The following is an 11066-nucleotide window of genomic DNA, read 5'->3' on the forward strand; positions in this document are numbered from 1 at the left end:
GTTGACCAGATGCCATACGGCGGTGTAAAGGATAGTGGAATTGGACGTGAAGGCATTAAATATGCAACGGAAGATATGACAGAAGTAAAATTAGTTTGTTTTAATCGAAATATGTAAGATAAGTAGAAAGGCCCTTGAGATGATTCTCAAGGGCTTATTTTAATTGCTTCTGATCATTACGACTGAGTAAAATGTGCTGAGGCAGACCTAACAAAAAAGAATATACTGTATTTAAATTTAAATAATGTGTAAGAAAATCTGACAATAAAAATAAACAAAAACGTAATTAATGGTATTGTGAAAAAAGAAAGAGGGTAGTTCTATAATTGTTTCCTATGTACGCATTTTATTTTTTGAATTTTAAAAAAATAAATGGGCGGATCTTCGAAGGTGAGAGGGATATAAATGAATATGATGTTGGAACAGCGCCAAGTTCAAAAGCTAATGTTAACTCCAGAATTAAGACAAGCCATTACTATTTTGCAGTTTTCATCTGTTGAACTTTTTGAATATGTTCATGAAGCTTGTAATGAAAATCCTGTACTTCAGATTAAGACGAAAAAAGAATATACAAGGGATTTAATAGATTTTGCACCTGCTAAAGAGGATACTTCGTTAGAAGCTTATCTTATGGAGCAAGTTATGTTGATTCCCCTTTCTATAGAAGAAGAATTGGTATTTAAATATTTAATACGAAACCTTGATGAGCGAGGCTGGCTTGTCCTTTCCTCTGAAGATATTATGAATGAGTATGATGTGAATAGAGAAGTAATATCCAATATGATTTCACTGTTGCAACAATTAGAGCCGGCTGGAGTAGGTGCTCGTACTATGATTGAATGTCTCACAATTCAAATGGAACGTGCTGGGGGTTTTCCTTCCTTTGGCTTCGACATCCTTACTGGGCATTTTGAAAATCTCACGAAAAGAAAATTTCAACGAATTGCAACAGCGCTCTCGATTTCGGTAGAAGATGTGCAAAATTTTGTAGATCGACTTAAAATATTGCATCCAAGACCGGCAGCTGGTTTTAGCGTTGATCCCATTGAGTATATATCACCAGATGTAATCCTGGATGTATACGAGGATTACGTAGAAGTACGTTCCAATCAAGAGAGTATCCCGGCGGTTACAGTAAATAGATTATATGCTAACTCTTATGAAAACCTTGATCATAATGCAACTGTTTATGTGAATGATTGTTTTCGAAAGGCGAACCAGTTACTTAAAAATATTCAGCAACGCAAGGAAACCATCTGTAAAGTAACAAAAGCGATTGCTGAGTATCAATTCGGGTTTTTTAAAAATAATGAGCCCCTTCAGCCAATGACATTGCATGATATTGCACAAAAAGCAAATGTTCATGAATCAACTGTGAGTCGTGTTACACATAATAAGTATGTGCAAACTCCGCGGGGGGTGTTCGAATTAAAATCCTTTTTCTCAAAGGGAATCTTATCTGTAGATGGTTCTTCCTCGTCCCCTGTAGGCATTAAAGAAAAAATAAAAGTTATTATTATGAAGGAAGACAAGGGTAGTCCGATCTCTGATGAAAAATTATTAGTTTATTTACGAGAGCAAGGCATTATAATTTCGCGTCGAACGATTGCGAAATATAGAGCAGAGTTATCGATTCCATCTTCTGCAAAGCGAAAACGATTTGGATAGAATTGTGAATTGGTTAATGTAGTACAAAGAAAAGGCTCGTTTGTTCGGGAATAACAAGGATTTTAAGATGTAACATACTGGAAATGTACGGAATTTCTATTGTTTTTACTAGAATTCAGGTAAAAAAAGTAGACAATCATCTAAGAACAAATGGTAAAATGAATGAGTATTCTTAATTTTTAATGTGAATAGAGACTAGGGGGCTCCGCAAGATGAATAATGAAACAGGTACGAATCGCGTAAAGCGCGGTATGGCAGAAATGCAAAAAGGCGGCGTGATTATGGACGTCGTAAATGCTGAGCAAGCAAAAATTGCTGCAGAAGCAGGTGCTGTAGCAGTTATGGCATTAGAACGAGTTCCGGCTGATATACGTGCAGCGGGCGGTGTAGCACGTATGGCTGATCCAACGATTATTGAAGAAGTAATGAATGCGGTTTCGATTCCAGTAATGGCAAAATGCCGGATTGGTCATATTGTTGAAGCTCGTATTATTGAGTCGTTAGGTGTAGACTACATCGACGAAAGTGAAGTACTTACACCTGCGGATGAAGTATTCCATTTAAATAAGAGTGAATATACAGTTCCGTTTGTATGTGGTTGCCGTGATTTAGGCGAAGCTGCGCGCCGTATTGGAGAAGGAGCTTCTATGCTTCGTACAAAGGGTGAGCCTGGAACAGGTAACATCGTGGAAGCAGTTCGTCATATGCGTAAAGTTAATGCAGAAGTGAGACAACTTGTAGGTATGCGTGAAGAAGAAATCATGACATATGCAAAAACACTTGGTGCTCCATACGAAGTACTTCTTGAAATTAAACGTTTAGGCCGTTTGCCAGTTGTTAACTTTGCAGCGGGCGGTGTATCTACTCCAGCTGATGCAGCATTAATGATGCAATTAGGAGCAGACGGTGTATTTGTAGGATCTGGTATTTTCAAATCAGAAAACCCTGCTAAGTTCGCTGCAGCAATCGTGGAAGCTACAACACATTATGAAGATTATGAACTAATTGCTCACTTATCAAAAGGATTAGGCAATCCAATGAAGGGCATAGAAATTTCTTCTTTACTTCCAGATCAACGCATGCAAGAGCGCGGCTGGTAAGAGAGGATCCTACCTATGACTACGATTGGTGTGTTAGGACTTCAAGGTGCAGTTCGTGAGCATGTGAAAGCGATTGAATGGGCAGGAGCAAAGGCAGTTGTTGTAAAAAAGGTAGAGCAGCTTGCTGAAATCGACGGACTGATTTTGCCTGGCGGTGAAAGCACAACAATGCGTCGTTTGATTGATAAATATGAATTTATGCAACCATTGCGACAATTTGCAGAAGATGGAAAGCCAATGTTTGGAACATGTGCAGGTATGATTCTACTCGCAAAAAATTTAGTTGGCTATGAACCACATTTAGGTGTGATGGATATTACGGTTGAACGAAACGCTTTCGGTAGACAGAAGGATAGCTTTGAGGCTGCTCTTTCTATTAAAGGTGTTGGCGATGATTTTATCGGTGTATTCATTCGCGCTCCATATGTGGTTAGCGTTGAGGATAACGTTGAAGTACTATCAATGCATGACGGCCGTATTGTTGCAGTACGACAAGATCAATTTTTAGCAGCTTCTTTTCATCCGGAATTAACGGACGACTACCGTGTTACAGCATATTTTGTGAAAATGGTCGAAGAAGCAAAGGCGAAAAAAGTCGTATAAGTCACTTGAAAGTTGTCAATGATTATAGTACATTGATGGTAAAGTTATACGTAAAAGCAATGATAGGAACTAGTAGCAGGACTGTTTTTTAGCAGAGAGTCGGTGGCTGGTGAAAACCGATAATGACGGCTTGTGAATCCATCCTAGAGTGGAATACGAAAGCGTAAAGTAAGTATTTCCGGTGAAGAGCCGTTATCATCCAGCTAAAGAGGAAAGCGATATGCTTTCAATTAGGGTGGCAACGCGGGTAAACTCCCGTCCCTTGTAAGAGGGACGGGAGTTTTTTGTGTTCTATTTTAAAAAAGGAGGATGTACAAATGCTTGATATTAAATATTTACGTGCGAATTTTGAAGAAGTAAAAGCGAAGCTTCAACATCGCGGGGAGGATTTAAGTGAGTTTGATCGTTTTGAAGAATTAGATCAAAAACGTAGAGAGTTATTGGTGAAAACCGAAGAACTAAAAAGCAAGCGCAATGAGGTATCTGGTCAAATCTCTGTGTTAAAGCGTGAGAAAAAGAATGCTGATGATCTCATCGTGCAAATGCGTGAAGTAGGGGACAATATTAAAGCCTTAGATGAAGAGCTTCGCGTTGTTGAGGAAGATTTACAACATATTCTTTATACGATTCCAAATATTCCGCATGAATCTGTTCCTGTTGGCGATACAGAAGATGAGAATATTGAAATTCGTAAATGGGGCGAAATTCCGCAGTTTACCTTTGAAGCAAAGGCACACTGGGATCTTGCAACCGGTTTAGATATTATTGATTTTGAACGTGCAGCAAAGGTAACCGGAAGTCGTTTTGTATTCTATAAAGGCTTAGGTGCTAAATTAGAACGTGCGCTTATTAGCTTCATGCTTGATTTACATACAGAGGAGCACGGTTACAAAGAAATTTTGCCGCCGTACATGGTAAATCGTGATAGCATGACAGGAACAGGACAGCTTCCGAAATTTGAAGAAGATGCTTTTCTTATTGAAAGTAATGATTATTTCTTAATTCCAACTGCTGAGGTTCCTGTTACAAACATGCACCGCGATGAAATCTTGAGCGCGGACGAATTACCGATTAAATATGCAGCGTATAGCGCATGCTTTCGCTCTGAGGCTGGTTCTGCCGGACGTGATACACGAGGATTGATTCGTCAGCATCAGTTTAATAAAGTAGAGCTTGTGAAATTTGTAAAGCCTGAAGATTCTTATGCAGAGCTAGAAAAGCTTACAAATGATGCAGAACGCGTGCTGCAATTGTTAAAGCTTCCTTATCATGTGCTAAGTATGTGTACGGGGGATTTAGGATTTACTGCTGCGAAAAAATATGACATCGAAGTATGGATTCCAAGTCAAGGAATTTACCGTGAGATTTCTTCTTGCAGTAATTTTGAAGGTTTCCAAGCAAGACGTGCCAACATTCGCTTCCGCCGCGAGTCAAATGCAAAGCCAGAACATGTGCATACGTTAAATGGATCTGGTCTCGCAATTGGACGTACAGTAGCAGCAATATTAGAAAACTATCAACAAGAAGACGGCTCTGTTATTATTCCGGAAGTACTACGACCATATATGAGAAATAGAGATATGATTAAATAACGTAAGACACTACAATACAAATAAAAAAAGAAGGGAAACTTCCTTCTTTTTTTATTTGAAAAATACTTGACCAAACAGCCGGAATTCGATATAATCATTCTTGTCAATATGGAGGAATACCCAAGTCTGGCTGAAGGGATCGGTCTTGAAAACCGAGAGGCGGTGCAAGCCGCGCGGGGGTTCGAATCCCTCTTCCTCCTCCATTAACAACTGACAACAGCGCATATAAGTGGAGATTGAAAAACTCGTTACAAAGCTGTAGCGAGTTTTTAGTTATGAATAGCGTTAGGAAGTGAAAGTAATACAATGGATCTTCTCATACAAACGATTCCGTTAGAAGGAAAAACAATATATTATGTGCAATGTCCAACGTGTAAAAAGGATCGAATATTAAATAGCATATCTAATGTTAGTAATATTGTGAGCGAAGAAACGTATCGGCACCTTTGTGGATGCCGTTGTCAGACGAAAAAAGCACAGGTTAGTCACCGTGCAAAACTGACAGCTGTATTGGATGGAAAAGAAATGACTGTTAAGGAAATTGCATCTATTTACCAACTGAGTCCAAGTACGATTCGTAATCGTATTCATGCTGGTAAATCAGGTAAAGACTTAGTTGCACCTACAAAACGTTCAGCTAAAAAATTAAATTAAAAAATCCCGTGTGTAACGCGGGATTTTTTGTTTATTTCGATAGCTTTTTTGTATGTTGCAGCAAGTTACCGATTTTTTCAATAACTGGTTCGATCGAGCGGTGTTCGTGTATGACGTCGTATTCATTGATGTTTAGACGTAATACAGGACATGCATTAAAATTATTAATCCAGTCCTCATAGCGCTCGTGCATTTCTTTCCAATATGATACTGGGGTATTTTGTTCCATAGAGCGTCCCCGTGCCTTTATGCGCTGGATGATATCATCAAACGATCCTTCTAAGTAAATTAACAGATTCGGATGAGGGAAGTAAGGTGTCATAACCATTGCATCAAATAAATTTTTGTAGGTGTCGTAATCTGTTTCAGTCATTGTTCCCTTTTCAAAATGCATTTTTGCAAAAATCCCTGTATCTTCATAGATAGAGCGATCTTGTACAAATCCTCCGCCATATTCAAATATTCGTTTCTGTTCCTTAAAACGCTCTGCCAGAAAGTAAACTTGTAGATGGAAACTCCAACGAGTGAAATCTTCGTAAAATTTATCTAAATAAGGATTGCTATCTACTTTTTCTAAGGATGTACGGAATCCAAGCGCTTGTGCAAGAGCGTTCGTCATAGTGGATTTACCTACCCCGACGGTTCCGGCGATTGTAATGATGGCATCGCTAGGGATATGATATGTTTGTCGTACGTTCATTCCTGCAAAATCTCCTTTATTAATGTTTGTTATATAATATTTTCCGATAAATCAAAACGAACAAAAAATCAAAACAGGACAATTGTAGCATAGGAAAGGATAGAATAGGGGCGAATGGATTTAAAAAAATATGGAAAATTAGAACTTTTTTACGTTTGTCTTATCTAATGAAGTAGTTGTCATTATCCTATACGAGTACATACATGAGTAAACTATGAAAAAACTGATATTTTCCATAAATCAACATTGCAAACATGCGGAAAGGAAGGAAAATATGGAAGATGAAAACTATATGAAGATGGCGATAGCGGAAGCGGAAAAAGCGCGAAGCTTGGAGGAAGTGCCGATTGGAGCGATTATTGTTTATAAAGGGGAGGTAATAAGTAAAGCGCATAATTTACGTGAAACCGAGCAACGTTCGATTGCGCATGCGGAATTATTGGCAATCGATGAAGCATGCCGAAAGCTTGGGACTTGGCGATTGGAGGATGCTACGCTTTATGTTACATTAGAACCTTGTCCAATGTGTGCAGGTGCAATTGTTTTATCGCGTGTTAAGCGAGTTGTTTATGGTGCGAGTGATCCAAAAGGAGGCTGCGCAGGCACACTGATGAATTTGCTTGAGGAAGAACGGTTTAATCACCAAGCGGAAGTGGTTAGTGGGGTTTTACAGGAAGAGTGCGGCGCAATGCTTTCTAGTTTTTTTCGTGATATTCGAAAAAAACGCAAACAAAAAGACCTAAATATTGGAACCTGATGACAAGTTGCTTTTTGCATGTAAAACAGTTATACTAATTATGCCTTCATTGAGGCAACTAAATATTGGTTCTAACTTTGCCGTGCTAGGCGGGGATGTAGCGGCGCCCTGTACTCGCAATCCGCTCTAGCGAGGCTGAATTCCTTTTAGAGGTTATTTTGCTGTAAGGTCTGCCTTGCGCAAGTAGTGTTGATGTTTGGGTCCTGCGCAACGAGAATCTGTGAACCTTGTCAGATCCGGAAGGAAGCAGCAATAAGCAGAAACTCTCGTGTGCCGCGGGAGTGCCTGAACGGAGCTAACTACGTAAGTAACGCTTATGGCAGATAATCGACGGAAGGTGCACGGCAGTTATATACAAACATACAAAGTCCACTTTAGTAAGTGGGCTTTTTTGTTGTTGTAACGAAAAGAAACTAGTAAATAGGAAACATACTCTCTGCTTGATTCCGCATTGGAATACATAACCGGAATAAGGTATAATATGATAAGTTAAAACTGTTTGAAGGAGGCCCTATTTTCGTGTCATATCAGGCGCTTTACCGAACTTGGAGGCCGCAACGATTTGAAGATGTGGTCGGTCAACAACATGTAACGAAGACGTTACAAAATGCCCTTCTTCAAGATAAAGCATCCCACGCTTATTTATTCTCTGGTCCGCGTGGAACAGGAAAAACAACTATTGCGAAAGTATTTGCAAAAGCTTTGAACTGTGAGCATGCGCCGACGGAAGAGCCTTGCAATGAATGTATAGCCTGTAAGGGTATTACCAATGGATCCATAGCGGATGTATTGGAAATTGACGCTGCCTCAAATAATGGGGTAGATGAAATTCGAGATATACGTGACAAAGTCAAATATGCACCGAGCTCTGTCCGTTATAAAGTGTATATCATTGATGAAGTGCATATGCTTTCCATTGGAGCGTTTAATGCATTATTAAAAACGTTGGAAGAGCCGCCGAAGCATGTAATATTTATATTGGCAACAACAGAGCCTCATAAGATTCCGCCGACCATTATTTCAAGATGCCAAAGATTTGAATTTCGGAAAATTTCTGTTGGGGATATTGTAGAACGTCTGCATACTGTTGTTTATAATGAAGGAACAGAGGTAAATGAAGAAGCACTGCATATAGTAGCAAGAGCTGCTGAAGGCGGTATGAGAGATGCACTAAGTATACTCGATCAGACGATTTCATATAGCCAAGGTAGTGTAACGGTAGACGATGTTCTAGCTGTGACTGGTTCAGTAGGGCAAAAGCAACTTGGTCAGTTAGCGACATGCATATATGAGAATGAAGTTTCTGAAGCGTTGCGGGTTGTAGATGATATGATGAATAAAGGGAAAGACCCCCTTCGATTTATGGAAGATTTCATTTATTACTTTCGCGATTTGCTTTTATTTCAAACCTCATCTCATATGGAAGATTTACTAGATCGTGTAATTGTAGATGAGCAATTTCAAGAGTTAAGTAGCAAAATGGAAGCTGAATTAATATATGAAGTTATTCATACACTTAGCAAGAGCCAGCAAGATATGAAATGGACAAATCATCCACGGGTCTTCCTTGAAGTCGTCATTGTAAAGCTTTGTCAGATGAAAAAGATAGACAATTTACAAGTAGTCATGAAGCGGTTAGAGGAAATGGAACAAGAAATGACTCGCCTCCGCAGTGGTATTCCTGCATCGCAAGAATCACATACAATTGAACAGAAAAAAAGTACAAAGCCAGTTCGTGCTATGGGTATTCGTTTGCCAATGGGACGTATTCACGAGGTTTTGAAAAAGGCGACAAGAAAAGATTTAGAGCAACTTAAATCATCTTGGGGAAATGTGTTAGAACAGCTTAAAGCGAAGAGCAAAGTGTCGTATGCTGTGCTACTGGAAAATAGTGAACCAGTAGCGGCTTCTACTGATTCCTATATTCTTGCCTTTCAATTTGATATTCATTGTAAAATGGCAAGTGAGAATGAAGATGGAATTATTACAACAGAACAAATTTTGTCTGCTTCACTTGGAAAAAAACTGCATATGATTGCTATTCCAAAGTCGGAATGGGCAAAGATTCGTGAGGATTTTCTGCATAGTGAACCAACGGAAGAAGTAAAAGAAGTAAAAGAAGACCCTATAATTGAAGAGGCCATTAAATTGGTGGGGGAACAATTTGTTGAAATAAAAGAATAGTACTGGAGGAATCGAGAATGAATCGTGGTATGGGAAATATGAATAATATGATGAAGCAAATGCAAAAGATGCAAAAGAAAATGCAAGAGGCACAAGAGGAACTGTTACAAAAAACAGTAGAAGGTACAGCTGGTGGCGGAATGGTAACGGTGGTTGTAAGTGGTGGTAAGCAAATTCTTGAAGTGAATATAAAGGAAGAGGTAGTAGATCCTGAAGATATTGAAATGCTACAAGATCTTGTATTGGCTGCAACGAATGATGCTTTGAAAAAAGTCGATGATTTAACAAATTCAACAATGGGACAATTTACAAAAGGGATGAACTTACCAGGTGGTCTTTTCTAGGAGGCAAATTTCATGCATTATCCAGAGCCTATTTCAAAGTTGATTGACAGCTTCATGAAACTTCCTAGTGTTGGACCAAAGACGGCGGTTCGTCTTGCGTTTTTTGTTTTAAATATGAAGGAAGATGATGTATTAGATTTTGCAAAGGCACTTGTAAATGCAAAACGAAATCTAACGTATTGTTCGGTTTGTGGGCATATTACAGACAAGGATCCTTGCTATATTTGTGATGATTCGCACCGAGATCAGTCAGTCATTTGTGTGGTGCAGGAGCCTAAAGATGTCATTGCTTTAGAGAAAATGAAGGATTTTGTAGGGGTATATCATGTTCTTCATGGAGCTATCTCTCCAATGGAAGGGATTGGTCCTGAAGATATTCGGATTCCAGAACTATTGAAACGTCTTCATGATGATACTGTCCAGGAAGTCATCTTAGCTACGAATCCGAATATTGAAGGAGAAGCAACGGCTATGTATATTTCTCGGCTCTTAAAGCCAACAGGCCTTAAAGTGACACGTATTGCTCATGGTCTTCCTGTAGGGGGAGATTTAGAATACGCAGATGAAGTGACACTTTCTAAAGCTCTCGAAGGTCGAAGAGAGATATAACAGCAGGGGGAAATACGATGTTCTTTCATAAAAAAGGATACTTACGAAATGAATATGATCAGAAACTGATAACGTTGCTTGGCAATCTAAAGGAAGATTGGCTTCGCCAAAAACGTATATTGGATCAAAGTGTAGAGCCGTCTGAAGACCTTCTATATTATGTTCATCTTTCTGAAGCCAAGTACTTTTACATGTTAAAACAGGCAAAGTATAGAAAATTAAAAATGATGAATTTTACGAAGTGATATCCGAATTCGGATATCACTTCGTTTTAAGAATGGTCTTTTTTTTTGCCTCAGCCATACATATATAGTACAAGATGTATGGGAGGGAAGAAAGTGGACCATATTCTGATTATATCTGTTATTGTTGGGTGTATTCTGTTGTTGTTAGTAATGGGTTCGTCTTTAAAGCCAATTCGATTTATTGGAAGCCTTTTTGCTAAAGTGGCAATAGGAGCTCTGTTTCTATTTGGGTTAAATGTTATGGGAGCGCAGGTTAATTTTCATATTCCTATTAATGTTATGACTGCATGTATCTCGGGGTTACTTGGAATTCCGGGTATTGCTGCTCTCGTCATTATCCAGTTGTTTGTGTTTCCTCATTAGTATTTGAGTGTTTAGTTGTTGAATTTTTTTATTGACGATGTTGGATGACTATGATATATTAGTTTACGTCCTAAACGACAGCAAATAAATTTTGTTGACAACGTTATGACGATATGTTACATTATTAAAGTCGCTGAAACGCGATGTTGAACCTTGAAAACTAAACAAAACAACAAACGTCAGTTTTATTTTTTTTATAGCTTAGACAAACTTTAACTTTTATGGAGAGTTTGATCCTGGCTCAGGA

The 11066-nt window shown here is 38.8% G+C and carries 13 protein-coding genes, 1 tRNA gene, 1 other RNA gene and 1 other annotated feature; of the genes, 14 read left to right on the plus strand and 1 reads right to left on the minus strand.

Features of this window, described 5'->3' with window-relative positions; genetic code table 11:
- The first annotated feature begins 9 nt into the window (after nt 1-9).
- The 7 genes from AC11ZT_RS13055 (at nt 10) to AC11ZT_RS13085 (ending at nt 5617) form a co-directional block, all read left to right on the plus strand.
- Nucleotides 10-117, plus strand: coding sequence for an aldehyde dehydrogenase family protein (locus AC11ZT_RS13055; protein WP_484060030.1), 108 nt, complete (start codon nt 10-12; stop codon nt 115-117).
- Nucleotides 118-405: 288 nt separating this feature from the next.
- Nucleotides 406-1668, plus strand: a complete 1263-nt coding sequence (gene rpoN / locus AC11ZT_RS13060) for an RNA polymerase factor sigma-54 (RefSeq protein ID WP_484060019.1) — start codon at nt 406-408, stop codon at nt 1666-1668.
- 212 nt (nt 1669-1880) lie between these two features.
- Complete coding sequence (gene pdxS / locus AC11ZT_RS13065; RefSeq protein WP_484060020.1) at nt 1881-2768, plus strand: pyridoxal 5'-phosphate synthase lyase subunit PdxS; 888 nt, start codon at nt 1881-1883, stop codon at nt 2766-2768.
- 15 nt (nt 2769-2783) lie between these two features.
- Nucleotides 2784-3371, plus strand: coding sequence for a pyridoxal 5'-phosphate synthase glutaminase subunit PdxT (gene pdxT, locus AC11ZT_RS13070; RefSeq protein WP_484060021.1), 588 nt, complete (start codon nt 2784-2786; stop codon nt 3369-3371).
- A gap of 50 nt (nt 3372-3421) precedes the next feature.
- Nucleotides 3422-3637 (plus strand) — a binding site (T-box leader).
- 51 nt (nt 3638-3688) lie between these two features.
- Nucleotides 3689-4963: a serine--tRNA ligase gene (serS, locus tag AC11ZT_RS13075; RefSeq protein WP_484060022.1), complete on the plus strand. Its 1275-nt coding sequence runs from the start codon at nt 3689-3691 to the stop codon at nt 4961-4963.
- A gap of 110 nt (nt 4964-5073) precedes the next feature.
- Nucleotides 5074-5166 (plus strand) — tRNA-Ser (locus tag AC11ZT_RS13080).
- 103 nt (nt 5167-5269) lie between these two features.
- Entirely contained in the window at nt 5270-5617 is a 348-nt protein-coding gene (locus AC11ZT_RS13085; protein WP_484060023.1) for a helix-turn-helix domain-containing protein, read from the plus strand.
- 31 nt (nt 5618-5648) lie between these two features.
- Here the strand turns inward: AC11ZT_RS13085 and AC11ZT_RS13090 are convergent, their stop codons facing one another.
- Entirely contained in the window at nt 5649-6317 is a 669-nt protein-coding gene (locus AC11ZT_RS13090) for a deoxynucleoside kinase (RefSeq protein ID WP_484060024.1), read from the minus strand.
- A 274-nt stretch (nt 6318-6591) separates the two neighbouring features.
- Between AC11ZT_RS13090 and tadA the strand changes: the two genes are divergently transcribed.
- The 7 genes from tadA to AC11ZT_RS13125 all read left to right on the plus strand — a co-directional run bounded on the left by tadA (nt 6592) and on the right by AC11ZT_RS13125 (nt 10819).
- Nucleotides 6592-7074: a tRNA adenosine(34) deaminase TadA gene (tadA, locus tag AC11ZT_RS13095; RefSeq protein WP_484060025.1), complete on the plus strand. Its 483-nt coding sequence runs from the start codon at nt 6592-6594 to the stop codon at nt 7072-7074.
- Nucleotides 7075-7154: 80 nt separating this feature from the next.
- Nucleotides 7155-7419, plus strand: an RNA gene (gene ffs / locus AC11ZT_RS13100) — signal recognition particle sRNA large type.
- Between the two features lie 174 nt (nt 7420-7593).
- On the plus strand, nt 7594-9258 hold the full coding sequence (dnaX, locus tag AC11ZT_RS13105; protein ID WP_484060026.1) for a DNA polymerase III subunit gamma/tau: 1665 nt from the start codon (nt 7594-7596) through the stop codon (nt 9256-9258).
- 17 nt (nt 9259-9275) lie between these two features.
- The gene (locus AC11ZT_RS13110; protein WP_379971514.1) at nt 9276-9602 is read left to right on the plus strand and encodes a YbaB/EbfC family nucleoid-associated protein; all 327 of its coding nucleotides are present in this window, start codon (nt 9276-9278) and stop codon (nt 9600-9602) included.
- Nucleotides 9603-9614: 12 nt separating this feature from the next.
- Nucleotides 9615-10211 (plus strand): recombination mediator RecR, encoded by a 597-nt coding sequence (gene recR / locus AC11ZT_RS13115; protein WP_484060027.1) that lies wholly within the window; start codon nt 9615-9617, stop codon nt 10209-10211.
- A gap of 17 nt (nt 10212-10228) precedes the next feature.
- Nucleotides 10229-10456 (plus strand): YaaL family protein, encoded by a 228-nt coding sequence (locus tag AC11ZT_RS13120; protein WP_484060028.1) that lies wholly within the window; start codon nt 10229-10231, stop codon nt 10454-10456.
- A 93-nt stretch (nt 10457-10549) separates the two neighbouring features.
- Complete coding sequence (locus AC11ZT_RS13125) at nt 10550-10819, plus strand: pro-sigmaK processing inhibitor BofA family protein (protein WP_484060029.1); 270 nt, start codon at nt 10550-10552, stop codon at nt 10817-10819.
- The last annotated feature ends 247 nt before the right edge of the window (nt 10820-11066 follow it).

The sequence above is a fragment of the Ectobacillus sp. genome (assembly GCF_056992975.1).

Bases quoted from the DNA above. Each gene is read 5' to 3' on its own strand.
- AC11ZT_RS13090 (WP_484060024.1), bottom strand. From the start codon at position 6,317: ATGAACGTACGACAAACATATCATATCCCTAGCGATGCCATCATTACA.
- serS (WP_484060022.1), top strand. From the start codon at position 3,689: ATGCTTGATATTAAATATTTACGTGCGAATTTTGAAGAAGTAAAAGCG.
- AC11ZT_RS13085 (WP_484060023.1), top strand. From the start codon at position 5,270: ATGGATCTTCTCATACAAACGATTCCGTTAGAAGGAAAAACAATATAT.
- pdxS (WP_484060020.1), top strand. From the start codon at position 1,881: ATGAATAATGAAACAGGTACGAATCGCGTAAAGCGCGGTATGGCAGAA.
- AC11ZT_RS13110 (WP_379971514.1), top strand. From the start codon at position 9,276: ATGAATCGTGGTATGGGAAATATGAATAATATGATGAAGCAAATGCAA.
- AC11ZT_RS13120 (WP_484060028.1), top strand. From the start codon at position 10,229: ATGTTCTTTCATAAAAAAGGATACTTACGAAATGAATATGATCAGAAA.
- recR (WP_484060027.1), top strand. From the start codon at position 9,615: ATGCATTATCCAGAGCCTATTTCAAAGTTGATTGACAGCTTCATGAAA.
- tadA (WP_484060025.1), top strand. From the start codon at position 6,592: ATGGAAGATGAAAACTATATGAAGATGGCGATAGCGGAAGCGGAAAAA.
- pdxT (WP_484060021.1), top strand. From the start codon at position 2,784: ATGACTACGATTGGTGTGTTAGGACTTCAAGGTGCAGTTCGTGAGCAT.
- rpoN (WP_484060019.1), top strand. From the start codon at position 406: ATGAATATGATGTTGGAACAGCGCCAAGTTCAAAAGCTAATGTTAACT.
- AC11ZT_RS13055 (WP_484060030.1), top strand. From the start codon at position 10: ATGCCATACGGCGGTGTAAAGGATAGTGGAATTGGACGTGAAGGCATT.